The sequence below is a fragment of the Mycolicibacterium sp. lyk4-40-TYG-92 genome (assembly GCF_030209435.1).
Classification (GTDB): domain Bacteria; phylum Actinomycetota; class Actinomycetes; order Mycobacteriales; family Mycobacteriaceae; genus Mycobacterium.
The window spans coordinates 693,132-719,883 of sequence record NZ_JARVRX010000003.1 but is presented as its reverse complement, the minus strand read 5'-3'; the positions used below and the strand labels follow the sequence as shown (position 1 = coordinate 719,883).

Sequence of the window (26,752 nt, the reverse complement as noted above, 5' to 3'; positions counted from 1 at the left end):
CCTACGAGCGCGCCCTCAACCAAGCCGACATCGACGCTCAGCAGGCCGCGCAAGAGGCCTTCGAGCGCCAACGCAAAGAACGCCAAGAACGCGAAGCCGCCCGCGAAGCCGCAGAGGCCGCCGAATCCGCAGAGCGGCAAGACATCCCGCCGCCGGCAGCGTCAACCTCAGGCGACGAAAACTGATCGGACGGCGGCCTCATCGCCGTCGACTTCGACGAGTCCGAGGGCACGGGCATCGCTGAGGCTGAGAGCTCCCGCGGCAAGACCGAGGATGCAGGCGGGGATGGCCGTGACGGAAGCGTCGAGCTTGCGACCGTCATGCGGAGCGACGTCGAAGCCGGAGCGGGTCGCGCGCAGTTGCAGGGTCTGGTCGCCGATCACGAGGCCGAGCGTCACGGCGGAGCGGACCTTGACCCGGCCGTCGAGCAGGGCCGGGACGGCGAGGGTCAGCCACTCCGGCCGGAAGGAATCGCTGTCGGCGGGACCGCTGATCATCAACGGCGTGGACCAGCGCAGCAGGCTCTCGATCGGCTGACGCAGCTCTGCGCCCCACGGGGTCAGGGTGTACTCGACCGCACTGCCCTCGCCGGCCAGCCGCCGCTCGACGACACCCGCGGCCTCGAGGTCCCGGAGCCGATCCGCGAGCAGGTTGGTCGCGATCCCGGGCAGCCGGGCGATCAGATCGCGATAGCGACCGGGTGCGATGAGAAGTTCCCGAACGATCAGCAGATTCCATCTGTCGCCGACGATTTCGAGCGAACGGGCGAGCCCACAGTATTGGTCGTAGCTGCGCATCCACCCTCCTATTACTTGAGTTTCTCAAGTGATTATGAGATGTTCAAGCATACCCGGAAGCTGATCCGACAGGGGTTGCCATGACCGACACCGCTCAGAGCACACGGCCCGCCTGGGTCGACGACGAACTGTTCCCGTTCGAGAGCCACTTCATCGAGATCGACGGCAACACCGTGCATTACGTGGACGAAGGGTCAGGCCCCACGTTGTTGATGCTGCACGGCAACCCGACCTGGTCATTCCTGTTCCGCAACGTAATCAGCTTGCTGCGCAAAGACTTTCGGTGCATCGCCCTCGACTATCCCGGCTTCGGGCTCTCGACGCCGAGGCCCGGTTACCGCTACCTGCCCGAGGAGCACGCCGATGTCGTCACGGCGTTTGTCGAAGCCCTGGATCTGAAGGACGTCACGCTGGTCGGACAGGACTGGGGCGGCATGATCGGCCTCGCAGTGGCGCAGCGGCGGCCGGGGGTCTTCCATCAGCTGGCGCTGGCGAACACCTGGGCCTGGCCGGTCAACGGGGACCTGCACTTCGAAGCTTTCGGCCGCATCATGGGCGGACTTCCGACACGCTTCCTGGTCCGGCAGTTCAATCTGCTGGTCAACGCATTCATCCCCACCGGCCACCGCAGGCGGAAGCTCACCGACGCCGAGATGGACCACTACCGTCGTGCGCTGGACACCGCGGACCGGCGTCAGGCGTCCGCGGTACTTCCGGGCCGCGTGCTGACGAGCCGGAACTTCTTCGCGGAGGTCGAGGCCGGGCTGCCGGACCTCGCCCACCTGCCGACGCTCATCATCTGGGGCGACGCCGACATCGCCTTCCGGACCCAGGAGCGCGAACGGCTGGAAGCGACGTTCCCCGACCACACGACCGTGATCGTCGAGGGCGCCGGAACCTATGTCGAGTCCGACGCCCCCGAAGAATTCGCCGCCGCGATCCGCGCGTTCAGCGGCGGCGCGGGACAGCCTTCCGAGTAGCGGCGTTCAGCCGGTTCCACGAGTTGATGACGGCGGCCATGCCGACCACATGAGCGAGCTCGCGCTCGGTGAACACGGCGGCCGCTTGGGCGTACACATCGTCGGGAACCGGGCCATGGCTCAGATCGGTGATGGCCTCGGTGATCGCCAGCGCGGCCCGCTCGCGCTCGGTGAACAGGTCACCGGCTTCCTCCCAGGCCGCGACGAGGGCCAAGCGCTGCTCGGTCTCGCCGAAACGGCGCGCGTCGTGGACGTGCATGTCGAGGCAGAAGGCGCAGTGGTTGAGCTGCGAGGCGCGAATCTTGATGAGCTCGCCGATGGTCGAATCGAGCTCCTTGGACGCGGCGTTGCTGAAGGCCATCATCCCGGCGTAGAGCTCGGGAGCGGCCTCGTAGATATCGATGCGCTTGGCGTGGGCGGTGGTGGTCGGTGCGTTCAGTGTCTCGGTCATGGTGTCCACGTTAGCTATCAAAAACCCGCGAACATGGTTCAATTCAGACGTGGTTTCATGGGCCAATTCTGAAGCGAACAGTGCCGGGCTGGACCTGCATCTGGACCTCGGGCAGACCGTCCAGCCGGGCCGGCGCGGCACCCGCGACCACCTGATCCAGGCACTACGAGACGCGGTCCGGTCGGGCCGATTGGCGGCCGGCACCATGCTGCCGCCATCCCGATCGCTGGCCACCGACCTCGGATTGGCCCGCAACACCGTCGCCGAGGCCTACGCCGAACTGGTCGCCGAGGGCTGGCTGAGCTCGCGCCAGGGCGCGGGCACGTGGGTCATCGGCTCGCACACCGAATCGGCGCCGATCATCCAACGCGCCCAACCGGGCACTCCCACGCACAACCTCATGCCGGGCTCGGGAAACGTCGCGGCGTTCCCCCAGCAGGCCTGGCTGGCCTCGGCGCGACGGGCCCTGACCAACGCCCCGACCGAAGCGCTCCGCACCGGCGACGCCCGCGGGCGCCCGGAACTGCGCGCCGCGCTGGCCACCTATCTGGCCCGGGCCCGCGGCGTCCGCACCACGGCCGAATCGATCGTCATCTGCGCCGGCACCCGCCACGCCGTCGAGCTGCTGTCGAAAGCGCTGGCGCCCAACACCATTGCGGTCGAGAACTACGGCCTGTTCCTGTTCCGGGACGCCATCGCCGAGAACGGCGCCGGCACCGTGCCGATCCGGATCGACGACCACGGTGCCGTCGTCGACGATCTCGAACAGAGCAGCGCCGCAGCGGTTCTACTCACGCCGGCGCACCATTTCCCACACGGCGTACCGCTGCACCCCGCCCGGCGCACGCGCGCCCTCGAATGGGCTGTCCGCACGAAAAGCTATGTCCTGGAGGATGACTACGACGGAGAGTTCCGTTACGACCGGCAGCCGATCGGCTCGATGCAGGGCTTGGACCCCGACCGGGTGGCCTATCTAGGCTCCGCCAGCAAGAGCCTGGCACCGGTGCTGCGGTTGGGCTGGATGGTGTTGCCCGACAACCTGATCGACCCCGTACTCGCCGCCGCAGGCGGGCAGCAGTTCTACGTCAACGCCATCGACCAGCTGACCATGGCCGACTTCATCGAATCCGGCCAGTACGACAAGCACATTCGCCGGATGCGCAACAGCTACCGCCGCAGGCGAGATGCGTTGGCGGCCAAACTGTCCGGTCTGGATGTCGAGATCAGTGGACTCTCCGCCGGCCTGCATGCGCTGATCCGGCTGCCGGCCGGCACCGAACACGAGGTCATGCGGCGCGCGGCCGACGCCGGCATCGCGCTGTCCGGGCTGGCGCTCCTGCGGCACCCCGACGCCGCGGACACCCCACATCAGGACGGCGTGGTGGTGAGTTTCGGCACGCCCGCCGATCACGAGTTCAACGCGGCGATCGACGCGCTGCACGACGTGTTGAAGGCCGTCAGCCGCTGAGCGCCGCGAGCTCTGCCTTCAGATTGGTCCGAGCCGCGTCCTCCCACAGCCGTCGCCCCTCATCCGTGCGGTACAGCGACGGCCCGGCCAGCATCGCCGCGATCATCCGGCCGCGCCACAGACCGAAATCCGCATCGCTGACGTGGCCGTACTCGGCCCGCACGCGGGCGGTGTTGTGTTGGTAATCGGCCGGCGGCACCGCCAGCACCGCCAGGTCGGCGTCGGACAGCACCTGGCCGTTGTGGTCGTCGACCGCGGGATCGTGGGTGATGGTCACCCGCACCAAGCGGCCCACCTCCGCCACGAATGCCGCATCCACACCCAGCTCGGTCAGATCCGACTCGGCGAGCAGGGCGCTGTTCTCCTCGTCGTCGGACTGCCCCGCGTACACCGCGTCGTGGTACCAGGCCGCCAGGCGGACCGCGTCAGGATCGTCCGCGAACTCCTCCAGGGCGTCCACACCGGACAGGATGCCGCGCAGGTGACTCAGGTCGTGGTAACTGCGGTGCGGCTCGGCCCAGCGGTCCAGTAGAGCCGCCCCGACGTCGTCGACGCGCGGCGACGACGAATGCCGCGCCAGCAGTGTGTGCCATGCCTGGAGCAAATCGGTCACGTGTCCATGGTGCACGTAAGCTGCCCGGGTGGCCGAGCCAGTGGACATCCCCGCCGAACACCACGCCGAACACAGTGCCGAGAAAGCCGTAGAGGCGTCGCTGGGCCTGGTGACGCAGGCGTGGCGGTTCATCGTGACCGGCGGCCTGTCCGCGGTGGTCGATTACGGGCTGTACGTGCTGCTCAGCTTCGTTTTCGTGGCCAACGGCATGCCGGACGCGCGGGCCACGCTCATCGCGAAGACGCTCAGTTTCATCGCGGGCACGACGACGGCCTACCTGATCAACCGCCGCTGGACCTTCCAGGCCGAACCGAGCCGGGCGCGCTTCATCGCGGTTGTGACCTTGTACGCAGTCACCTTCGGACTGCAGGTCGGCATCAATCAGCTGTTCTATCTGCAATTCGCGGGCGAATCCTGGCGGCGGCCGGTGGCCTTCGTCATCGCCCAGGGCACGGCGACAGTGATCAACTTCGTGGTGCAGCGAGCCGTGATTTTCCGGCTGAAGTGACGTTGGCCGGTACCCTTTGACCGTTATGTCTACCCAGCCTGACGTCACGCTGCCCCTGACGCGCCGCGCCCTCACCGGGTTCGGCCGCACGGCACCGTCCGTGACAAACGTGCTGTCCACGCCCGACGTGTCGGTGATCGCCGAGGCGGTCAAGCGGGTCGCGGACGCAAACTCTTCCAGCCCCGCCCACCTGCGCCGAGGCATCCTCGGCCGCGGTCTCGGCCGGTCCTACGGCGACCAGGCGTGCAACGGCGGCGGCATCGTCGTCGACATGACGGCGCTGAACCGGATCCATTCGATCAGCTCCGAGACCGCCATCGCCGACGTCGACGCCGGCGTCAGCCTCGACCAGCTGATGAAGGCCGCGCTGCCGTTCGGGCTGTGGGTACCGGTGCTGCCGGGTACCCGGCAGGTCACCGTCGGCGGTGCGATCGCCTCCGATATCCACGGCAAGAACCACCACAGCGCGGGCAGCTTCGGCAATCACGTGCTCTCGCTGGACCTGCTGATGGCCGACGGTGAGGTGCACACCCTCACCCCCGACGGACCGGACAGCGAGCTGTTCTGGGCCACCGTCGCCGGAAACGGGCTGACGGGCATCGTGATCCGCGCGCGCATCAAGATGACGCGCACAGAAAGCGCATACTTCATCGCCGACGGCATCGCGACGCACGATCTGGAAGAGACCGTCGCGGTCCACCAGGACGGCAGCGAGGACAACTACACGTACTCCAGCGCCTGGTTCGACCTGATCAGCCCGGAGCCCAAGCTCGGCCGCGCCGCGGTGAGCCGCGGCAGCCTGGCCAAGGTGGATCAGCTGCCCGCCAAGCTGGCCAAGGATCCGCTGAAGTTCACCGCGCCCCAGCTGCCGTCGATCCCCAACCTGTTCCCGGTCAGCTTCATGAACAAGCTCTCGCTCTCCATGATCGGCGAGGCGTTCTACCGGATGAGCGGCAACTACCAGGGCAAGATCGTCAACCTGACGCAGTTCTACCACATGCTCGACATCACCTCGGGCTGGCAATATGCCTATGGACCAGCAGGTTTCGCGCAGCACCAGTTCCTGGTTCCCCCAGATGCGCTCGAAGAATTCAAGGGCATCATCCGCTGGATGCACACCCAGAAGCAGTACTCGGCGCTGAACGTCTTCAAGCTGTTCGGCCCGGGCAACAAGGCGCCGCTGAGCTTCCCGATGCAGGGCTGGAACGTCGCCCTGGACTTCCCGAACCGGCCCGGCGTCAACGAGTTCCTCAACGAACTCGACAAGCGCGCAATGGAATTCGGCGGTCGCGTGTACACCGCCAAGGACTCCCGCGTCAGCGCCGAGAGCTTCCACAAGATGTACCCGCGGATCGACGAGTGGATCGCCACCCGCCGCAAAGCCGACCCGAACGGCGTGTTCGCCTCCGACATGGCCCGCCGGCTCGAGCTCCTCTGAATCTTGAAAAGGAAACCCATGATTGACGCAACCGGCAACCCGCAGACCATTCTGCTGTTCGGCGGCACCTCGGAGATCGGCCTGGCCATCGTCGAGCGCTACCTCAAGAACGCCAAGGCCCGCGTGATCCTCGCCGACCTGCCGAACGCCCCGAAGCGCGACGCCGCCATCGCCCAGATCGAGGCGGCCGGCGCCAAGGAGGTCGTGTACCTCGGCTTCGATGCACTGGACACCAAGTCGCACCCCGCGGTCATCGAATCCGCTTGGGAGCAGGGCGATGTCGACGTCGCGATCGTCGCGTTCGGTGTCCTGGGCGATGCCGAGGAGCTGTGGCAGAACCAGTCCAAGGCCGTGCTGACCGCCCAGATCAACTACACCGCAGCGGTTTCCGTCGGCGTGCTGGTCGGCGACAAGATGAAGGCGCAGGGCTTCGGCCAGATCATCGCGATGTCATCGGTCGCCGGTGAACGGGTCCGTCGTTCCAACTTCGTCTACGGCTCGACCAAGGCCGGCCTCGACGGCTTCTACCTGGGCCTCGGAGAGGCGTTGCGGGAGTTCGGGGTTCGGGTGCTGGTCATCCGTCCCGGCCAGGTTCGCACCACCACGACGCTGGAGCACTGGAAGGCCACCGGCGCCAAGGAGGCGCCGTTCACGGTCGACAAGGAAGACGTCGCCAACCAGGCCGTCGCTGCCGCCGCCAAGGGTAAGGAGCTCATCTGGGCCCCCAATCCGGTGCGCTACCTGATGGCCGTCATCCGGCACATCCCGCGGTCGATCTTCCGCAAACTCCCGCTCTGATGCGCAGCGCACTGGCCGCGAGCGCCAGGGTGAGCGGCCAGATGCTGGCCGCCATGGCACTGGCGGTGATCATCGCGGTCGTTGCGCTGCAAGCGATTGCACGCGTGCAGTGGCCGGCGTTCAACTCGTCGAACCAGTTGCACGCCCTGACCACCGCCGGCCAGTGCGCCGTGCTGATCGGATTGCTGCTCGCGGGCTGGGCGTGGCGCCGCGGCTGGCGCAGGAGCGCCAAAGTCGCGGCCACGTCGTTCCTGGCCGCGTTCTCCGTCGTCACCCTCGGCATGCCGCTGGGCGCGACCAAGCTGTACCTGTTCGGCATCTCGGTCGACCAGCAGTTCCGCACCGAGTACCTGACGCGGCTCGCGGATACCGCTGTGCCGCACGACATGACGTACCTCGGGCTGCCGCCGTACTACCCGTCGGGCTGGTTCTGGCTCGGCGGCCGGGTGGCCGCACTGACCGGCACCCCGGCGTGGGAGATGTTCAAGCCGTGGGCAGTCGTCACGATAACCGCGGCGATCGTGGCCGCATTCGTGTTGTGGGCGGCCATGATTCGCTTCGAGTACGCCCTGGCCGTCACTACAGCGACCGCGGCCGTCACGCTGGCGTACTCCGCCACCGAGCCGTACTCAGCTGTTCTCGTCGTACTGCTGCCGCCGGTGTTCGTGCTCGCGTGGTCCGGGTTGAGGGCAACCGGCCGGGGCTGGGCCGCGATCCTCGGTACCGGGATTTTCCTCGGCATCGCCGCACTGTTCTACACCTTGTTGTTCGGCTTTGCCGCGTTCACTCTCACGCTGATGGCGCTGCTGCTGGCCGCGTCCCGACGACAGATCCAACCGCTGATCCGGGTCGCCGTCATCGCCGTCATCTCCGGCGTCATCGCCGCCATCCACTGGGCGCCGTACTACCTGGCCGTACTGAAGGGCCACCCCGCCGACAAGGGCACCGCGCAGCACTACCTGCCGATGTCCGGCGCGCAGCTGACCTTCCCGATGCTCGACGCCACCCTCCTCGGCGTCATGTGCCTCGTCGGCACGCTGTGGCTGGTGGTCAAGGGCCGCACCTCGACCCGCGCTGCCGCTCTGGGGATGGCGGTCGTCTCGGTGTACGCGTGGGCGCTGCTGTCGATGCTGGCCACGCTGGCCCGGACCACGCTGCTGTCGTTCCGGCTGCAGCCGACTCTGCTGGTGCTGCTAGTCGCGGCCGGAACCTTCGGCTTCCTGGAGGCCGCCCGCGGGCTCGCGAACCGGTACGCCCAGCCGACCACCAACCGGATCATCGCGGTGGCCGCTGTCATCGGCGCGATCGGCGCGGTGTCGTTCAGCCAGGCGATCCCCGACATCCTGCGGCCCGACATCGCTGTCGCCTACACCGACACCGACGGCTACGGCCAGCGCGCCGACCGTCGTCCCCCCGGCTCGGAGCGCTTCTACCAGGAGATCGACCGGAAGATCACCGCGACGACGGGCAAGCCCCGCAACGAGACCGTCGTGATGACCGCCGACTACAGCTTCCTGTCCTACTACCCCTACTACGGGTTCCAGGGACTGACGTCGCACTACGCCAACCCGCTGGCGCAGTTCAAGGAACGCTCCGGCGCCATCGAGAGCTGGGCGACCATGACCAGCCCCGACGACTTCGTCAAGGCCCTCGACACGCTGCCCTGGCAGGCGCCGACGGTGTTCCTGATGCGTCACGGCGGCACCGGCACCTACACCCTGCGACTGGCCGAGGACGTCTACCCCAACCAGCCAAACGTGCGCCGCTACCAGGTGGCACTCGACGAGCGGTTGTTCGACAGCAAGCACTGGCAGGTCACCGATGTCGGCCCGTTTGTGCTGGCCATCCGTAGCGGCCACTAACATCTAGCCCCGTGGCCGGGGAACCTGAGGTAGAGCGCAATCACCGCACAGCGCGGTGGATCGCGATCGTCGCCGGACTTCTCGGCGCGTTCCTGGCAATGGCGACGCCGCTGCTGCCGGTCAACCAGACCACGGCGCAGCTGAACTGGCCGCAGGGGGGCGTCCTCAAGAGCGTCGACGCGCCGCTGATCGGCTACGTGGCCACCGACCTCGACATCACCATCCCGTGCTCGGCAGCAGAGGGACTGCTGGACCCCACCGCACCCGGTAAGACCGTGCTGCTGTCCACGGTGCCCAAGCAGGCACCCAAGGCCGTCGACCGTGGTCTGCTGATCGAGCGCGTCGGCGGCGACCTGCTGGTTATCGTGCGCAACACGCCGGTCGTCAGCGCGCCGCTGACCCAGGTGCTCAGCCCCGCGTGCAAGGAACTGAAGTTCAGCGCGCACGCCGACAAGGTCACCGGCGAGCTCGTCGGCCTCGTGCAAGGACCGAAGGACAGGAACCCCGGCAAGCCGGTGCGCGGCGAGCTGAGCGGCTACGACTTCCGCCCGCAGATCGTCGGCGTCTTCACCGACCTGTCCGGCGCGGCCCCGCCGGGTCTGACGTTCTCGGCGACCATCGACTCGCGCTACAGCACGTCCCCGACGCTGCTGAAGATGCTCACGATGATCTTCGGCGTAGTGCTGACCGTCGTCGCACTGGGCGCCCTGCATGTGCTGGACCGCGCCGACGGCGTCCCGCACAAGCGGTTCCTGCCGTCGCGCTGGTGGTCGGTCAAGCCGCTCGACGGCGTCGTGATCGTGACCCTGGTGTGGTGGCACTTCGTCGGCGCCAACACCTCCGACGACGGCTACATCCTGACCATGGCCCGGGTCTCCGAGCATGCCGGCTACATGGCCAACTACTACCGCTGGTTCGGCACGCCGGAGGCGCCGTTCGGCTGGTACTACGACCTGCTGGCGCTGTGGGCGCACGTCTCCACGTCGAGCATCTGGATGCGCCTGCCCACACTGCTGATGGCCCTGGCGTGCTGGTGGGTGATCAGCCGCGAAGTGCTCCCCCGACTCGGTCACGCTGTCAAGAACAGCCGCGCCGCCGCCTGGACCGCGGCGGGCATGTTCCTGGCGTTCTGGCTGCCGCTGAACAACGGCATCCGGCCGGAACCCATCATCGCGCTCGGCATCCTCCTGACGTGGTGCTCGGTGGAGCGCGGCGTCGCCACCAGCCGGCTGCTGCCGGTGGCCATCGCCATCATCATCGGTGCCCTGACGTTGTTCTCCGGCCCGACGGGTATCGCCGCGATCGGTGCCCTGCTGGTCGCCGTCGGCCCGCTGAAAACGATTGTGGCGCGGCATACTTCGCGCTTCGGCTATCTGGCCCTGCTGGCGCCCATCCTCGCGGCGGGCACGGTGACGGCCATCCTGATCTTCCGCGACCAGACGCTGGCCGCCGAGCTCGACGCCAGCTCGTTCAAGACCACCGTAGGCCCCGCACTGAGCTGGTTCGACGAGCACATCCGCTACGAGCGGCTGTTCACCACCAGCCCCGACGGCTCGGTGGCGCGCCGCTTCGCGGTGCTGACGCTGCTGCTGGCGCTGGCGGTGTCGCTCGCAATGTCGTTGCGCAAGGGGCGAATTCCGGGCACTGCCGCCGGACCGGCCCGCCGCATCGTCGGCATCACCATCATCTCGTTCCTGGCCATGATGTTCACGCCCACCAAGTGGACGCACCACTTCGGGGTGTTCGCCGGGCTGGCCGGCTCGCTGGGCGCACTGGCTGCCATCGCGGTCGGCACAGTCGCGATGCGGTCACGCCGCAACCGGGCGATGTTCGCCGCGACAGTGCTGTTCGTCATGGCACTGTCATTCGCCACGGTGAACGGCTGGTGGTACGTCTCCAACTTCGGAGTGCCGTGGTCGAATCAGTTCCCCGAGTGGCACTTCGGCTTCACCACCTTCCTGTTCGGCCTGTCGTTCCTGACCCTGCTGTGGGCCGCGTGGCTGCACTTCTACGACCACGATCCCGAGAGGGCCGTCAGTCGCCGGATTCCCCAGGCGCCGTTGGCAATTGCGTCGTGGATCATCGTGTTCTTCGAGGTTCTGTCCCTGACCCTCGGCATGACGCAGCAGTGGCCGGCCTGGTCCGTCGGTCGCTCGAACCTGCAGGCGCTGACCGGTAAGACCTGCGGCCTGGCCGACGACGTCATGGTCGAGCAGGACCCCAACGCCGGCAAGCTCGTCCCGCAGTCCGGGACAGTCGGTGACGCGCTCGGCGCAGGCGGCGCAGAAGGCTTCACGCCCAACGGAATTCCCGCGGACGTGTCCGCGGACCCCGTCATGGAACCGCCCGGCGGCACCAACTTCGCCGACAACGACGGCGGCCCCGTCAGCGGCGCCGAGCCGGGCACCGAAGGCGGCACCACCGCCGGAATGGGCGTCAACGGATCCCGGGCCAAGCTGCCCTACAACCTGGACCCGGCCACCACCCCGGTGCTGGGCAGCTGGCGCCCCGGCGTCCAGATCCCGGCGCGGATGCGCTCGGGCTGGTACCGGCTGCCGCCGCGCGATCAGGCCGGCCCACTGCTGGTCGCCGCTGCCGCAGGCCGCTTCAACCAGGGCGAGGTGCGCGTCGAGTACGCCAACGACGCCCAGGCCGCGGCCGGCAAGATCGCCGGGGCCGTGGGCTTCGCCGATGTCGGTGCCGCACCCGCCTGGCGCAACCTGCGCGCCCCAATGGCCGCCATCCCGCCCGACGCCACCCTGATCCGCGTCGTCGCCACCGACGACGACCTCGCGCCCCAGCACTGGATCGCCCTGACCCCGCCGCGTATCCCGAAGCTGCGCACGCTGCAGGACGTCGTCGGCTCCAAGGACCCGGTGATGCTGGACTGGCTCGTCGGCCTGGCGTTCCCGTGCCAGCGCCCGTTCGGCCACGACAACGGCGTCACCGAGGTGCCCAAGTGGCGCATCCTGCCGGACCGCTTCGGCGCCGAGGCCAACTCGCCCGTCATGGACTACCTCGGCGGTGGGCCGCTGGGCATCACCGAACTGCTGTTCAAGGCCACCCCGGTGCCGACCTACCTGAAGAACGACTGGTTCCGGGACTGGGGCTCGCTGCAGCAGTTCACCCAGTACTACCCGGACGCGCGCCCGGCCCAGATCGACCTCGGGACCGCCACCCGCAGTGGCTGGTGGGCCCCGGCGCCGCTACGGCATTCCTAGTAGCCTCGGCCGGATCTCTGCTGGTGCGCCCGTTCCTGACTGGGCGGCGGTGAACCGGCGCGGAAATCGCCGTGCGGTCAGGCTCGATGCCAAAACATCCCGAGTTCGAGGATTTCAAGACCCACGGCTTCCGGCTATCTGCCCAGGGCAGCAAGCTCTACTGAGGGTCACATTCCGGCCAACTAGCTCGACATTCCCCGTCAGTGGCCCAGGCCACATATAACTGTCGCCTAGTCTTGAGCCTCGTGCCTGCCAGGACTGCCCGTCTCGTCGCGATCATCGCGGGCCTTGCCGGTCTGCTGCTCTGCGCGCTGACCCCACTGCTGCCCGTCAAGCAGACGACCGCGACCATCTTGTGGCCCCAGGCCCCAAATGCCAGCGGAAACGTCTCTGATCTCACCGCCCCGCTGGTGTCGGGTGCGCCGCTGGCGCTGGATGTCTCCATCCCGTGCGCGGCCATCGCCACCCTTCCCGCCGAGGGGGGTCTGGTCTTCTCGACGATCCCGCCCGACGGCATCGACGCCAGCCGCAACGGTCTGTTCGTCCGGGCCAACGCCACCGACGTCGTCGTCGCGTTCCGGGACACCGTGGCCGCGGTCGCCAAGCGCGCCGACATCGGGAAGTGCAGCAACCTGCACCTCTGGGCGACCAACAGCGGCGTCGGCGCCGACTTCATCGGCCTGCCCGGCGCCGCCGGCACCGGCAGCGTGGAGAAGAAGCCTCAGGTGGCCGGCATTTTCACCGGTCTCAAGGTCCCCGCACAGCCCGGCTTGTCCGCGCGCGTCGACGTCGACACCCGGTTCATCGTGGTCCCGACGTTCGTGAAGTCGGCCGCCATGGCGCTCGGTGTGCTGCTGACACTGGTCTCGATCGCCGCGCTGGCGCTGCTGGACCGCCTCGACAGCCGCCGCGTGCACGATGGCTGGCAGCGCTTCTGGAAGGTGAGTCGCTGGCACTGGCTCGCTGACATCGCGGTGTTCCTCGGCCTGGTGGGCTGGCACCTGATCGGCGCCATCTCCTCCGACGACGGCTACAACCTGACCATCGCGCGGGTCTCGAGCCAGGCCGGTTACGTCGCCAACTACTTCCGCTACTTCGGCACCTCCGAGGCGCCGTTCGATTGGTACCAGTCGGTGCTCGCGCACATGGCGACCGTCAGCACCGCCGGCGTGTGGATGCGCCTGCCCGCGCTGCTGGCCGGCATTGCCACCTGGACGCTGCTGTCGCGCTGGGTGTTGCCGCGGCTCGGCCCGGGCGCCCGCGGGGTGTCCTCGAACGCCATTGCGATCTGGACCGCGGCCGCTGTCTTCCTGGCCGCCTGGTATCCGTTCAACAACGGCCTGCGCCCCGAGCCGCTGATCGCCTTCGGTGTGATCGCGACCTGGGTGCTCATCGAATACTCCATCGCCACCCGGCGCCTGGCCCCCGCGGCCGTCGCGATAATCGTGGCGGCGTTCACCGCGACGACGGCGCCCCAGGGCCTGATCGCGCTTGCCCCGCTGCTCGTCGGCGCCCGCGCTCTGGTCCGCACGATCCGCAGCCGCCGGGCCGGAACCGGTCTGCTGGCCCCGATCGCGACGCTGGCCGCGTCGGCGTCACTGATCCTGACGGTGATCTTCCGGAACCAGACCCTGGCGACCGTGGCCGAATCGGCGCGCATCAAGTACACCGTCGGCCCGACCATCTCCTGGTACCAGGAATTCCTGCGCTACTACTTCCTCACTGTCGAGGACAGCGTCGACAGCTCGATGACCCGCCGCTTCTCGGTCCTGATCCTGCTGCTGTGCCTGTTCGCCACCCTGGCGCTGCTGCTGCGCAAGGGCCGCGTCCCGGGTCTGGCCAGCGGGCCGGTGTGGCGCCTGCTGGGCAGCACCATGCTCGGCCTGCTGCTCATGCACTTCACCCCGACCAAGTGGGCCGTGCAGTTCGGTGCGTTCGCCGGGCTCTCGGGTGCGTTCGGCGCGATCATCGCCTTCGCGTTCGCGACGGTCGGGCTGCACAGCCGACGGAACCTCGCGCTGTACGTGACGGCCCTGCTGTTCGTGCTGGCCTGGGCGACGTCCGGCATCAACGGCTGGTTCTACGTCGGCAACTACGGCGTGCCGTGGTTCGACCGGCAGCCCGTGCTCGCCGGCCACCCCGTCACCTCGATGTTCCTGGTCCTGGCGATCATTTCCGCGCTGCTCGCCGGCTGGCTGCACTTCCGCATCGACTACGCCGGGCACACCGAGGTCGCCGAGACCCGCCGGAACCGGGCGCTGGCATCGACGCCGCTGCTGATCGTCGCGGTGATCATGGTGGTGCTCGAAGTGGGCTCGATGGCCAAGGGCTTCGTACAGCGCTACCCGCAATACACGACCGCGCGGGCCAACCTGGACGCACTCGGGTTGTCCGACAAGAGCTGCGCCATGGCCGACGACGTGCTCGTCGAGGCCGACACCAACGCCGGGACGCTGCAACCCGTGCCCGGCCAGACCTGGGGTAAGTACGGACCGCTGGGCGGCGAGAACCCCGTCGGCTTCACGCCGAACGGAATCAGCGACTCACTCGCACCGCCGCACCCGGTGGTCGCCAACCCCGGCACCGTCAACTCCGACGGGTCACCCAACAAGCCCAACGTCGGCGTCGCCTTCGCGGCCGGCACCGGCGGCGGCTACGGGCCGACGGGCGTCAACGGCTCCAACGTGTTCCTGCCGTTCGGCCTGGATCCGGCCCGCACCCCGGTGATGGGCAGCTTCAAGGAGAACGGCGTCGCCGCCAAGGCCACCTCCGCCTGGTACCAACTGCCGCCGCGGACCGCCGACCGTCCCTTGGTGACCGTCGCAGCTGCCGGCGCCATCTGGTACTACGACGAAGAGCACGAGTTCCACTACGGCCAGTCGCTCAAGCTGCAGTGGGGCGTGCACCGGCCGGACGGCAGCTACCAGGCCCTCGCCGAGGTTCAGCCCATCGACACCTTCGCCCAGTACGCCTGGCGCAACCTGCGCTTCCCGCTGAAGTGGGCGCCGCCGGAGGCCAACGTCGCGCGCATCGTCGCCGACGATCCCAACCTGTCCGAGGACCAGTGGTTCGGGTTCACGCCGCCGCGGGTCCCGACGCTGCAGAGCGCGCAGCAGTTCCTCGGGTCGCAGACGCCGATCCTGATGGACATCGCCACCGCCGCGAACTTCCCCTGCCAGCGCCCGTTCTCCGAGCACCTCGGCGTGGCGGAGCTGCCGAAGTACCGCATCCTGCCCAACACCAAGCAGGTCGTGGTGTCGTCGAACATGTGGCAGTCCGCGCAGAAGGGTGGTCCGTTCCTGTTCATCCAGGCACTGCTGCGGACGTCGACCATCCCGACCTACCTGCGCAATGACTGGTACCGAGATTGGGGTTCCATCGAGCGGTACGACCCGGTGGTGCCGCCGTCCGTGGCCCCGCCTGCAGCGATTGACCAAGGCACCATGACCGTCAACGGCTGGAGCCGCCGTGGCCCGATCCGGGCCCTGCCATGACCGGGACGGGAATGAACGCACAGCAAGTCAAGGTCACCCGGTGGGTGGCGATCGTCGCGGGCCTGATCGGCTTCGTGCTGTCGGCGTTGACGCCGCTGCTGCCGGTGGTGCAGACGACCGCGCAGCTGAACTGGCCGCAGCAGGGCCAGTTCGGCAACGTGACCGCGCCGCTGATCTCGCAGACGCCGGTCACGATGAAGGCGACGATCCCGTGCGACGTGCTGCGGACGCTGCCGCCCTCGGGCGGGCTGGTGTTCGGCACGGTGCCCAAGGACGGCAAGCAGGCCGCGCTCAATGGCCTGCTGGTCAACGTCTCCAGCAGTCGCGTCGACATCACCGACCGCAACGTGGTGATCGCCAGCGTTCCGCGACTGAAAGCCATTGGCGCCCCGGGTTGTTCGCGCATCGAAATCATCTCCGACAAGAACGGGACGTTCGCGACGTTCGTCGGGCTGACCGGCACCGACGGCAAGGAACTGCGCACCGGGTTCGCCGACCCGAACCTGCGGCCCACCGTCGTCGGCATCTTCACCGACCTGAAGGGCGCTGCTCCGCAGGGCCTTTCGGTGTCCGCGACGATCGACACCCGGTTCATCAACCGGCCGACCATCATCAAGTACACCGCCATGTTCGGCGGCATCGCCGCGACCATCGTCGCGCTGCTGGCCCTTTGGCGGCTGGACCGGCTCGACGGGCGCCGCATGCAGCGGCTCATCCCCAGCCGCTGGCGGACCTTCAACATCGTCGACGGTGTCGTGATCGGCGGGTTCCTGCTGTGGCATGTGTTGGGCGCCGGGTCATCTGACGACGGCTACATCCTGGGCATGGCGCGCGTCGCACCGCACGCCCAGTACATGATCAACTACTTCCGCTGGTTCGGTAGCCCCGAGGATCCGTTCGGCTGGTACTACAACGTGCTGGCCCTGATGACGCACGTCAGCGACGCCAGCATCTGGATTCGCCTGCCGGACTTGATCTGTGCGCTCATCTGCTGGCTGCTTCTGTCGCGCGAAGTGCTCCCCCGGCTCGGACCCGCGGTGGCGGGCAGCAAGGCCGCCATGTGGGCCGCGGGCCTGGTCCTGATGGCCGCGTGGATGCCGTTCGACAACGGTCTGCGCCCCGAAGGCCAGATCGCCACCGGCGCCCTGATCACCTACGTCCTGATCGAACGGGCCATCGGCACCAGCCGGCTGACCCCGGCCGCCCTGGCCATCATCAGCGCGGCATTCACCCTGGGCATCCAGCCAACCGGCCTGATCGCCGTCGCGGCACTGCTGGCCGGTGGCCGCCCGATCCTGCGCATCCTGGTGAAGCGGCGCCGCGAGGTCGGCACCTGGCCGCTGCTGATGCCGCTGCTGGCCGCCGGCTTCGTGGTCCTGACCGTGGTGTTCGTCAACCAGACTGCGGCAGGGGTGTTGGAGGCCACCAGGATTCGCACCGCCATCGGCCCCAGCCAGGCCTGGTACACCGAGAATCTGCGGTACTACTACCTGTTCCTGCCGACGGTCGACGGCTCGATGACCCGGCGCTTCGGCTTCCTGCTCACCGCGCTCAGCCTCTTCACGTCGATGTTCATGATCCTGCGGCGCAAGCGGGTTCCCGGCATCGCCCGCGGACCGGTGTGGCGCCTGATGGGCATCATCTTCGCCACCATGTTCTGCCTGATGTTCACCCCGACCAAGTGGGTGCACCACTTCGGCCTGTTCGCGGCCGTGGGCGCCGCCATGGCGGCGGTGGCCACCGTGCTGGTGTCGCGTTCGGTACTGAAGTCGGCGCGCAACCGCATGGCCGTCACCTCGGCGGTGCTGTTCCTGCTGGCGCTGGTTTCGGCCACCACCAACGGTTGGTGGTACGTGTCGAGTTACGGCGTGCCGTTCAACAACGACATGGTTGCCGTCGGTGGAATCAAGCTCAGCACAATCTTCTTGGTGCTGTTCGTCATCACCGCGCTGTGGGCGTTCTGGCTGCACTTCAACAGCGACCGCCCCGAAGGCCGCCTCACCCGGCTGGTCACGGCGGCACCGATCCCCTTGGCCGCCGCGTTCATGGTCGTGGTGTGTGTGGCATCTATGGCCATCGGTGCGGTGCGCGAATACCCGACGTACTCGAACCTGGCGAGCAACCTGCGGGCGCTGAAGGGCGGCTGCGGGCTGGCCGACAACGTGCTGGTGGAGCCTGACGCGAACGCCGGGTTCCTGACGCCGCAACCCGGCGACTACGGACCGCTGGGTGCCTTGGGCGGCGTCGGTCCGGCCGGATTCACGCCCAACGGCGTGCCGGATCGCATTGTCGCCGAGGCGATTCGCCTCGACTTCCCGATGCCGGGCACCGACTCGGACTGGGACGCCGCGACCAAGCTCAAGACACCGGGCATCAACGGGTCGACGGTGCCGCTGCCCTACGGCCTGGACCCCGCGCGGGTACCCGTCGCCGGGACCTACACCACCGGCCCGCACTCGCAGGCCAAGCTGACGTCGGCCTGGTACGGCCTGCCCGCCGCCGATGCCGCGCATCCTCTGGTCGTCGTCACCGCCGCCGGCACCATCACCGGGAACAGCTCACTGAAAGGCCACACCGAAGGGCAGACCGTCGAGCTGGAGTACGGCCGCACCGGACCCGACGGTCACCCCGTCGCGGGCGGACGCGTCGTGCCCTACGACATCGGCCCCACGCCGTCGTGGCGCAACCTCCGCTTCGACCGTCGTGAGATTCCGGCCGACGCCACGTACGTTCGCGTTGTGGCAGTGAACCTTTCGCTCAACGAAGGTGACTGGATCGCCGTCACTCCGCCGCGCGTGCCCGAGCTCAAGACCGTCCAGCAATACATCGGCAAGACCCAGCCGGTGTTGATGGACTGGGCCGTCGGCCTGGCGTTCCCGTGCCAGCAGCCGATGCTGGTGCGCAACGGCGTGACCGAGGTGCCGAAGTTCCGGATCACGCCGGACTACACCGCCAAGAAGCAGGACACCGATACCTGGCAGGACGGCATCAACGGCGGCCTGCTGGGCATCACCGACGTGCTGCTGAAGGCCCACGTGATGTCGACGTACCTGTCCGACGACTGGGGCCGGGACTGGGGCTCGCTGCGGCAGTTCACACCGGTTGTGGACGCCACGACGGCCGAGCTGGACCTGGGCACCGCGGTCCACAGCGGCCTGTGGTCACCGGGCAAGATGCGCATCAAGCCCTAGATCGCTGCGCCGAATGGCCAGTTACGACACACCTTCTCGAAAGGCGTCGTAGCTGGCCATTCGTCTTTTGGGGCGATGTGGGGCCACCGGCATGCCCACACACCCTTGACAGATTCCCAACTAAACGCAATTATTAGCAATCAAATCCAAGTGGTGCAGATCACAGACCGAGGAGGAGGTGTCGTGGCATACCCCGGACCAGCTTCCCGAGATGCTGCCGGCGCCCTCTACGCCGACCAGCGCAAACAGCAACTGCTCGAGACGCTGCGCCGCGACGGTCGGATCGACGCCGCCCGCACCGCGTCCGAGCTCGGCGTGACGGGCGAGACCATCCGCAAGGACCTCATCCTTCTCGAGCGCCAGGGCCTGTTGCGGCGGGTGCACGGTGGCGCGGTGCGCGTCGACTACCTCTCCTACGAGCCGGCCGTCGAGACCCGGACCGAGTTCCTCGCCGAGAAGGCGCGCATCGCAAAGGCCGCGCTGGCACACCTTCCGGAGCGCGGCTCCGTTCTGATCGACGCCGGCTCCACGACCGCGCAACTGGTCGAACTGTTTCCCGGTGATCGCGAACTCACCGTGTACACCAACTCTTTGACGCAGGCCCTGACCCTGCTCAGCCGGCCGCAGCTGACGGTCTACACCTTGGGTGGCCGGGTCCGGTCGAAAACCTTTGCCGAGGTTGACGATTGGGCTGCCCGCGCGCTCGCCGAGATCAACGTCGACGTCGCCTTCCTGGGCGCAAACGGCGTCAGCACCGACCGCGGGCTCACCACCCCAGCCCCATCCGAAGCCGCCGTGAAGCGACGCATGCTCGCGTGCGCGCACCGCCGCATCCTGCTCGCCGACCACAGCAAGTTCGGGGCCATCAGCGGCGCCCAGTACGGCCGGCTGGAAGACATCCAACTGCTGATCACCGACACCGGCGTCGACAGCCGTCAGCTCTCCGAACTCTCCGCCGCCGGCGTGAGTGTGGAGCAGGCCTGATATCCACCTACACCGCAACAGCTTTCACGAATCCATACCGGTCTGCCGTCGGTGACCCGTCGCGGCATCGCCCGCTGCCCAGAAGGAGAATCCACATGGCCGACCCGAAGATCCTCGGCCTGGTCCTGGCCGGAGGCGAGGGCAAGCGACTGTCCCCACTGACGCTCGACCGGGCCAAGCCCGCGGTGCCGTTCGCCGGGCTCTATCGACTGATCGACTTCGCCCTGTCGAACCTCGTGAACGCCGGAGTACTGCGGATCGCCGTCCTCACGCAGTACAAGAGCCACAGCCTCGACCGCCACATCACGACGACGTGGCGGATGAGCAGCCTGCTCGGCAACTACGTCACCCCGGTGCCGGCACAACAGCGCCTGGGCCCGCAGTGGTACACCGGCTCCGCCAACGCCATTCACCAGTCACTGAACCTCATTCACGACGAAAAACCCGACCTGGTCGTCGTTTTCGGCGCTGATCACGTGTACCGCATGGACCCGCGACAGATGATCAAGCAGCACCTCGACGGCGGCGCCGGCGCCACCGTCGCCGGCATCCGGGTGCCGCGCGGCGAGGCGAGTGCGTTCGGCGTGATCAAGACCGCACCCGACGGCCGGCAGGTCGAGGCGTTCCTGGAGAAGCCGGCCGACGCGCCCGGACTGCCCGACAGTCCCGGCGAATCGTTCGTCTCGATGGGCAACTACGTGTTCTCGACCGAGGCGCTCATCGATGCGCTACACGCCGACGCCGCCGATGAGTTCAGCAAGCACGACATGGGCGGCGACATCGTGCCGATGATGGTCGAACAGGGCCTCGCCCAGGTCTACGACTTTCAGAGCAACAAGGTCCCGGGCTCCCATGCCGAGAACAGCGGCTACTGGCGCGACGTCGGAACCTTGGACTCGTACTACGACGCCCACATGGACCTGTGTGCCGTGGTCCCGGCATTCGACCTGTACAACAGCGCGTGGCCGATCCTGACGCATATTCCGCCGCACCCACCGGCCAAGTTCGTGCACGACGACGGCGACCGCGTCGGACGCGCCGTCAACAGCGTCATCTCGAACGGCGTGATCATCTCCGGTGCGCTGGTCCGCGAATCCGTTCTGTCACCTGGTGTCCGTGTGGAGGAGCACGCCACCGTGGATCGCTCGGTGATCTTGGACAACACCGTGGTCGGCGCACATGCCGTGGTACGCAACGCCATTGTCGACAAGAACGTCGCGATCCCGCCGGGCGCACAGGTCGGCGTCGACAAAGAGCAGGACCGGGCCCGCGGCTTCGTCATATCCGACGGCGGTGTGACGGTAGTCGGTAAAGGCCAACGGGTCACCGCGTGACCAACAACCGAGTAGGAAGCACGAGGTAGAACATGACCGGAAAGCGAACCGCGTTGCCACTGCCCGCGCCGGCTATCCGGCCGGTGGCCGACGAATGGGAATGGCAGGAGTCGGCCCGTTGCCGCTCAATGGATTCCAGCATCTTCTTTCACCCTGACAACGAACGGGGCCGGGCGCGCAGACAACGCGAACAACGCGCCAAAGAGATTTGTCACCAATGCCCGGTGAAAGCGCCGTGTGCCGCCTTCGCGCTGCTGTCCGGCGAGCCGTACGGCATCTGGGGCGGGGTATCTGAATCCGAACGTCTCTCCGCGCTGGGCATTTCAGATCCTCGCGCAGCCGGCAACCTGAGTACATCCAAGCGCCGGGAGGCCCGGCGGGCCGGTCTGGCTGCCGCGAGCGGCGAATAGCCACAGACTCCGCTGACCGCGTTCGCGTCACCCACCGTCGATGACCGCACTGCGCACGCACCCTCGCAACCACTGGTGCCGACGATCGAGTTCGAACGCCGGATGCCAGATCATCCGGTAGGGCATCGTCGCGATCTCGGCCGGTGCGGGCAGCAGGCATAGCTCGGAGCCGGCGACCCAGGCCTCGACGAATCGACCGGGAAGTGTTGCCACCCAATCGGTTCCACGAAGCATCGGCAGTGCCGCGGTGTGATACGGCACGGTGACCACCGCCCGGCGGGGCCGGCCCAGCTCCGCGAGGCGGTAGTCGATGTCGGGCTGCTTCCCGTCCGCCACGTCGACGACCACATGGCCGAACCGGAGGTAGTCCGTCAAGGTGAGCACGCCCCGGCTGGCGAGCGGATGCCCCTCGGACACAACGCACTTGAAGTGTTCGGTGACGAGCCGGGTGACGTTCAGGTCGTCCGGCGCATGACCACCGAAGAGACCCAGATCGACCGCGCCTCGGCGGATCTGATCCTCGATCCCATCGGCGCGCCAGCTGTGAAAACGTACCGCCGTGTCAGGTGACTGCGACCGGATCAGGCGAGCGATGGCGGGACCGTAAGTGTGGACAGCGTAATCACTGCCGGCAATGTGCACCGGCTGCGTTGATGCACGGGGATCGAACTCCGCGGGCGACAGGAGGGTTTCGAGTAGCGGTATCAGCGTGGTGAGCTGGCGGTGAATGTCCTCGGCGCGGGCCGACAGCCGGAATCCGTCCGGATCACGAACCAGCAGCGGGTCATCGAGCAGTCTGCGCAGGCGCTGCAGGGCGCGGCTCATGGCAGGCTGGCTCAGCCCCACTCGGGACGCCGCGCGCGATACCTGCCGTTCCTCGAGCAGCGCGACCAATGGTGCCAGCAGATTCAGATCTGCCCGCTCGATATGCGTGGTGAGCATACGACTCATCATAGATATGCATGTGACAAATGATCAGGCCGCGAGCAGGCTTGACGCATGAAGATCTCCGGCAACACCATTTTCATCCCGGGCGCCACGAGCGGCATCGGCCTCGCCTTGGCAATCGCGCTGCGGGACAAAGGAAACAAGGTGATCATCGGCGGCCGTCGCGAACAGCTGCTCCGCCAGATCACCGCCGAACATCCCGGCATCGCCGCGGTCCGCATCGACACGGCGGATGCCGACAGCATCCAGATCGTGGCTTCGCAGGTCCTGGCCGAGCACCCCGATCTGAATGTGGTGATCACCATGGCCGGCGTGATGAAGATCGAAGACTGGCACGCCCCGGAAAGCTTCCTGGCTGCAGCAGAATCCACCATCACCACCAACGTGCTGGGTCCGATCCGGCTCATCGCCGCGTTCATCGAACATCTGCAGGCCCAACCCGCTGCCACCATCATCACCGTGTCATCAGGCCTGGGATTCACCCCGCTCAAGGTGACCCCGAGCTACAACGCTTCCAAGGCGGCCATCCATCTCCTGACCGAGACACTGCGGCTGCAATTCGCCGGTTCCTCCGTCGAATTCAAGGAACTCGAGCCGCCTGCCGTACAGACCGATCTGGTGCCCGGGCAGCGCGACAGCCAATGGGCCATGCCGCTCGACCAATTCGTCAGCGAAGTCGTGGGCATTCTCGAAAACCAGCCGGATGCCGACGAGATTCAGGTGGAGAACGTGAAGTTTCTCCGATACGCGGAAGTGCGCGGCGAGTACGAACACGCGGTGGCCGTACTGAACTCCGCTGACCCGCACAGTAATTAGTCGACTACGGCGCGCCGATGAAGTCGACACCCGCGACGATCGCCGGGCGGTGCCGAAGAATCCGGTAGTGCGCGAGCCGGCCCAGACCCTTCGTCGTCTCGAGCCGCGCATCGGGCCAGGCCTCCGCGATCTCGATGCTGGCCGAGTACGGGCTGTCCGGGTCGTCGGGGTCGTGGATGAGCAGCAGTGGACGGTCGCCGGCATGCGTGGCCGACGCCGTGATGTCGGTGTCCAGCAGCGGCATCCCGAGCCGTCGGTCCAGACGCTGGTGCAGACGGTCCCGGATCCGCCGTCCGAAGTTGTGACGCTCGGCGAAAGCATCCAGATACCAGGTGAAGTCGCCCATCGGCGCGAGGAATACCAAGCGCCCGGTCTGCGCACCCCGCGCGGCCGCCAGCGCGGCCGCCTTCGCACCCAGAGAATGACCGATGACGGCATGCGCCGGACCGTGCTGGGCGATGACGGCCCGCACCGCTTCCGCGCACTCGACGATGGTGGTGCGGCCCGGCGCCAGCGCCCCCGGCTCCGAGTCGTGGTGGCTGGGGAGGTCGAAGGCGATGACCCGATATCCGGCCGCGACAAGAGGTTTGACGAACACTGCCATGTGCGCGCGGCACCCGCCCCAACCGTGCACCAGGTAGACCAGCGGACCCGCGCCCCACGACTGCCCGGCGACGCGATGCCCGTCCCACGACGCTTCCAGTGGCGTGCTGTCCGGCAGACCGGGCGGCATCTTGGTGCTCAGGTCGACATCCGGCACCGTGCACCATAATTCGGTGGCCCAGCGGGCGCCGATCGCCGGCGCGAACCGTTCGAGCCACCAGAAGGCCCGCCGCGTTCCATCCGGGACCGGCGGGAGCACACCGGCATCGTTGTCGGTCCCGGTGTCCCCGGCCCGGGGCTGACCGGCACGCGATTCCGTCAACGCCATGCGTACACCACCTTGGTACCAAAAATTATGTCCTGCAAGGACCTTCGCCGCCGATCTACCACTACCCACAAAAGTCCCACAGGAAACAGCACACACGCCACGGCCCGCAGGCAGGCGCGCACCGGGGCCAGCCGCTCCCGCCGCAGACCGGTGACCCGCAGCCCCATCACCACAGCGCCCACCGTACTACCCGATACCGCCCAGCACGCGGTCAGATACAGCACCGAGACGGCGCACGTCGCCGCTGTCGAGTAGACGAACGACAGCGGCGGCACGTGGAACATGATGGGCCGAAACATGAACTCGCACAACCGGAGTCCGCCGTATGTCAGGCCGAGCAGGGCACCGACCACCAGCAGGTCGATGACGGCCGCCACGCCCCGGCTGACGATCCCGGCGGAGCGGTCACTCATGTGCGGTTCCGGCCCAGCAGCCGGTCGACGAACCCGGAGATCGCGTCGTCCGCCCGCTCCCCCTGGGTGCGGACATCGGTCATGACCTCGGCCGTCATCGAGTCGGTGGATCGGCTGATAATGGCTTCCAGGTCGATGCCGTCGACCACCTCATTGGCCAGCCCGACCAGATCGACGCGCCGGCGGACCAATTCGTTGAGGTCGAGTTCGTCCAGAACGAGCTCGACCACCTCCGCCGCCACATCGGCGATCAGCGCCTTGATGGGCACCAACGCCAGCTCACCACGCGCCACCATCTCGGTATGGCCGCGGCGCATCAGATCTCCGACAATCGGCAATCGCTCGGCACCGCGATATACCGCCACCGCGCCACCGACCGCCGTCGCTGCCACGCCGGCGACGAGCAGCACCGCGGGATTCGGCGGCGCAGCGGGCTCAGTCATGTGTCACCACCCACCAGACGCAAATGTCCCCCAAACACGTTGTGTCGGGGGACATCTACGCCGTCTCGCGAGAGAAATTACAGCGGAGTCAGGCCGTGCTTGCGGGCGATGCGGTCGTGCTTCTGCTTGTCGCGCAACAACTTCAGCGACTTGCGCAGCAGCAGCCGGGACTCGTGCGGCTGGATCACCGCATCGATGTAGCCGCGCTCGGCAGCGGTCCACGGAATCGCCATGTTGGCGTTGTAGCCCTCGATGAAGTCGGCCTTGATCTTCTGCACCTCCGGCGCAGTCGGATCCGGGAAGCGCTTCACCAGCAGCTGTGCCGCGCCCTGGGCACCGATCACCGCGATACGGGCGGTCGGCCAGGCGAAGTTGAGGTCGGCCGACAGCTGCTTGGAGCCCATGACGGCGTAACCACCGCCGTAGGCCTTGCGGATCACGAACGTCACCTTCGGCACATCGGCCTCGACGATGGCGTTGAAGAACCGGCCACCGCGCTTGATGATGCCGCCCGTCTCCTCGGCGACACCCGGCAGGGCGCCGGGGGTGTCGACGACGAAAACCAAAGGCAGGTTGAAGGAGTCGCAGAACCGGATGAACCCGGCGGCCTTGTCGGAGGCCTCGTTGCCGATCGCGCCCGCCATGAAGAGCGGCTGGTTGGCGATGACGCCGACCGGCCGGCCGTCGACACGCGCGAACGCGGTGATCATCTCCGGAGCGCGCTGTTCGGCGATCTCGAAGATGTCGCCGTCGTCGAACATGCGCAACAGGATGTCCATCATGTCGTAGCCGGCGTTGTCGGCGTCCGGCACGATCTTGTCCAGCTCGAAGTCGCTCGGCGTCAGCTCCGGCTCCAGGCCCGGGTTGACGATCGGCGGATCGTCCCACGTGTTGGCGGGCAGGAAGCTCAGGTAATCACGGACGTACTGGAACGCGGCCGCTTCGTCCTCGACGACCTTATGGATGTTGCCGCGCTGGGCCTGGACGTCCGCGCCACCGAGCTCGTCGAAGGTGACGTCCTCACCCGTGACGTCCTTGATGACGTCCGGGCCGGTGATGAACATGTAGCCCTGGTCGCGCACCGCCACCAGCAGGTCGGTCTGGATCGGCGAATACACCGCGCCACCAGCACATTTACCGAGGATGATCGAGATTTCCGGCACGGTGCCGCGCAGCATCTCGTGCCGGCGGCCCAGCTCGGCGTACCAGGCCAGCGAGGTCACTGCGTCCTGGATACGGGCGCCGGCAGAGTCGTTGATACCGATGATCGGGCAGCCGACCATGGCGACCCACTCCATCAGCTTGGCGACCTTGCGGCCGAACATCTCGCCGACCGAACCCTGGAACACCGTCTGGTCGTGGCTGAACACCGCAACGGGGCGGCCGTCAATGGTGGCGTGTCCGGTCACGACGCCGTCGCCGTACAGCGCATTCGGATCACCGGGCGTCTTGGCCAGCGCGCCGATCTCGAAGAAGCTGCCCGGGTCGACGAGTGCGTGGATGCGGGCGCGGGCCGACGGAATGCCCTTCTTGTCGCGCCGCGCCTTGGCCTTCTCGTCACCGGGATCGGCTGCCAGGTCCAGCTTTCGGCGAAGCTCTGCGAGCTTCTCTGCCGTAGTGGCAGGGCTGCGCTGTTCGGTAACTTCAGTCAC

The 26,752-nt window shown here is 67.5% G+C and carries 22 protein-coding genes; 14 read left to right on the top strand and 8 right to left on the bottom strand.

The features are described from left to right. Nucleotides 1–185: hypothetical protein (locus QRN63_RS09580; protein WP_285030537.1), on the top strand; the 185-nt coding region annotated here is incomplete at its 5' end. Here QRN63_RS09580 and QRN63_RS09575 read toward each other — a convergent pair. Beyond that, nucleotides 168–797 (bottom strand): winged helix-turn-helix transcriptional regulator, encoded by a 630-nt coding sequence (locus QRN63_RS09575; protein WP_285030536.1) that lies wholly within the window; start codon nucleotides 795–797, stop codon nucleotides 168–170. The two genes, QRN63_RS09580 and QRN63_RS09575, sit on opposite strands and share 18 nt — an antisense overlap. 80 nt (nucleotides 798–877) lie before the next feature. On the opposite strand from QRN63_RS09575, the gene QRN63_RS09570 reads away from it, so the two are divergent. Next, complete coding sequence (locus QRN63_RS09570) at nucleotides 878–1,777, top strand: alpha/beta fold hydrolase (RefSeq protein ID WP_285030535.1); 900 nt, start codon at nucleotides 878–880, stop codon at nucleotides 1,775–1,777. On the opposite strand, the gene QRN63_RS09565 is transcribed toward QRN63_RS09570, so the two are convergent. Continuing rightward, complete coding sequence (locus QRN63_RS09565) at nucleotides 1,746–2,228, bottom strand: carboxymuconolactone decarboxylase family protein (RefSeq protein ID WP_267319587.1); 483 nt, start codon at nucleotides 2,226–2,228, stop codon at nucleotides 1,746–1,748. The two genes, QRN63_RS09570 and QRN63_RS09565, sit on opposite strands and share 32 nt — an antisense overlap. A 49-nt stretch (nucleotides 2,229–2,277) precedes the next feature. On the opposite strand from QRN63_RS09565, the gene pdxR reads away from it, so the two are divergent. After that, nucleotides 2,278–3,696, top strand: a complete 1,419-nt coding sequence (gene pdxR / locus QRN63_RS09560; RefSeq protein WP_285030534.1) for a MocR-like pyridoxine biosynthesis transcription factor PdxR — start codon at nucleotides 2,278–2,280, stop codon at nucleotides 3,694–3,696. Here pdxR and QRN63_RS09555 read toward each other — a convergent pair. Further along, nucleotides 3,686–4,309 (bottom strand): HD domain-containing protein, encoded by a 624-nt coding sequence (locus QRN63_RS09555; RefSeq protein WP_267319589.1) that lies wholly within the window; start codon nucleotides 4,307–4,309, stop codon nucleotides 3,686–3,688. The two genes, pdxR and QRN63_RS09555, sit on opposite strands and share 11 nt — an antisense overlap. A 46-nt stretch (nucleotides 4,310–4,355) precedes the next feature. Between QRN63_RS09555 and QRN63_RS09550 the strand changes: the two genes are divergently transcribed. The 10 genes from QRN63_RS09550 (at nucleotide 4,356) to QRN63_RS09505 (ending at nucleotide 21,549) form a co-directional block, all read left to right on the top strand. After that, nucleotides 4,356–4,817 (top strand): GtrA family protein, encoded by a 462-nt coding sequence (locus QRN63_RS09550; RefSeq protein WP_410506147.1) that lies wholly within the window; start codon nucleotides 4,356–4,358, stop codon nucleotides 4,815–4,817. 25 nt (nucleotides 4,818–4,842) lie between these two features. Then, entirely contained in the window at nucleotides 4,843–6,255 is a 1,413-nt protein-coding gene (gene dprE1 / locus QRN63_RS09545) for a decaprenylphosphoryl-beta-D-ribose oxidase (RefSeq protein ID WP_285030533.1), read from the top strand. Between the two features lie 18 nt (nucleotides 6,256–6,273). Continuing rightward, nucleotides 6,274–7,053, top strand: a complete 780-nt coding sequence (gene dprE2, locus QRN63_RS09540) for a decaprenylphospho-beta-D-erythro-pentofuranosid-2-ulose 2-reductase (RefSeq protein WP_267319590.1) — start codon at nucleotides 6,274–6,276, stop codon at nucleotides 7,051–7,053. Further along, the gene (locus QRN63_RS09535) at nucleotides 7,053–8,915 is read left to right on the top strand and encodes a galactan 5-O-arabinofuranosyltransferase (RefSeq protein ID WP_285030532.1); all 1,863 of its coding nucleotides are present in this window, start codon (nucleotides 7,053–7,055) and stop codon (nucleotides 8,913–8,915) included. Before dprE2 ends, QRN63_RS09535 begins: the two co-directional genes overlap by 1 nt. Nucleotides 8,916–8,926: 11 nt before the next feature. Then, nucleotides 8,927–12,136, top strand: coding sequence for an arabinosyltransferase domain-containing protein (locus QRN63_RS09530; RefSeq protein ID WP_285030531.1), 3,210 nt, complete (start codon nucleotides 8,927–8,929; stop codon nucleotides 12,134–12,136). A 245-nt stretch (nucleotides 12,137–12,381) separates the two neighbouring features. Continuing rightward, nucleotides 12,382–15,630, top strand: a complete 3,249-nt coding sequence (locus QRN63_RS09525; RefSeq protein ID WP_285030530.1) for an arabinosyltransferase domain-containing protein — start codon at nucleotides 12,382–12,384, stop codon at nucleotides 15,628–15,630. Nucleotides 15,631–15,641: 11 nt separating this feature from the next. Next, entirely contained in the window at nucleotides 15,642–18,821 is a 3,180-nt protein-coding gene (locus QRN63_RS09520; RefSeq protein ID WP_285030529.1) for an arabinosyltransferase domain-containing protein, read from the top strand. A 183-nt stretch (nucleotides 18,822–19,004) separates the two neighbouring features. Continuing rightward, nucleotides 19,005–19,805 carry a DeoR/GlpR family DNA-binding transcription regulator gene (locus tag QRN63_RS09515; RefSeq protein ID WP_285030528.1) on the top strand — a complete coding sequence of 267 codons (801 nt, stop codon included), beginning with the start codon at nucleotides 19,005–19,007 and terminating at the stop codon, nucleotides 19,803–19,805. Between the two features lie 95 nt (nucleotides 19,806–19,900). Then, complete coding sequence (gene glgC, locus QRN63_RS09510; RefSeq protein ID WP_285030527.1) at nucleotides 19,901–21,139, top strand: glucose-1-phosphate adenylyltransferase; 1,239 nt, start codon at nucleotides 19,901–19,903, stop codon at nucleotides 21,137–21,139. A gap of 53 nt (nucleotides 21,140–21,192) precedes the next feature. Continuing rightward, complete coding sequence (locus QRN63_RS09505; RefSeq protein ID WP_410506148.1) at nucleotides 21,193–21,549, top strand: WhiB family transcriptional regulator; 357 nt, start codon at nucleotides 21,193–21,195, stop codon at nucleotides 21,547–21,549. Between the two features lie 27 nt (nucleotides 21,550–21,576). Here QRN63_RS09505 and QRN63_RS09500 read toward each other — a convergent pair whose 3' ends face one another. Next, nucleotides 21,577–22,491, bottom strand: a complete 915-nt coding sequence (locus tag QRN63_RS09500) for a LysR family transcriptional regulator (RefSeq protein ID WP_285030526.1) — start codon at nucleotides 22,489–22,491, stop codon at nucleotides 21,577–21,579. Nucleotides 22,492–22,548: 57 nt separating this feature from the next. Between QRN63_RS09500 and QRN63_RS09495 the strand changes: the two genes are divergently transcribed. Further along, the gene (locus QRN63_RS09495; protein WP_285030525.1) at nucleotides 22,549–23,313 is read left to right on the top strand and encodes an SDR family oxidoreductase; all 765 of its coding nucleotides are present in this window, start codon (nucleotides 22,549–22,551) and stop codon (nucleotides 23,311–23,313) included. A gap of 4 nt (nucleotides 23,314–23,317) precedes the next feature. Here QRN63_RS09495 and QRN63_RS09490 read toward each other — a convergent pair whose 3' ends face one another. The 4 genes from QRN63_RS09490 to QRN63_RS09475 form a co-directional block, all read right to left on the bottom strand. Next, nucleotides 23,318–24,244: an alpha/beta fold hydrolase gene (locus QRN63_RS09490; protein ID WP_267319600.1), complete on the bottom strand. Its 927-nt coding sequence runs from the start codon at nucleotides 24,242–24,244 to the stop codon at nucleotides 23,318–23,320. Further along, nucleotides 24,235–24,657 carry an RDD family protein gene (locus QRN63_RS09485; RefSeq protein WP_267319601.1) on the bottom strand — a complete coding sequence of 141 codons (423 nt, stop codon included), beginning with the start codon at nucleotides 24,655–24,657 and terminating at the stop codon, nucleotides 24,235–24,237. The genes QRN63_RS09490 and QRN63_RS09485 overlap by 10 nt, the downstream gene beginning before the upstream one ends. After that, nucleotides 24,654–25,100 (bottom strand): hypothetical protein, encoded by a 447-nt coding sequence (locus QRN63_RS09480; protein WP_285030524.1) that lies wholly within the window; start codon nucleotides 25,098–25,100, stop codon nucleotides 24,654–24,656. The genes QRN63_RS09485 and QRN63_RS09480 overlap by 4 nt, the downstream gene beginning before the upstream one ends. A 77-nt stretch (nucleotides 25,101–25,177) precedes the next feature. Next, nucleotides 25,178–26,752, bottom strand: a complete 1,575-nt coding sequence (locus QRN63_RS09475) for an acyl-CoA carboxylase subunit beta (RefSeq protein ID WP_267319603.1) — start codon at nucleotides 26,750–26,752, stop codon at nucleotides 25,178–25,180.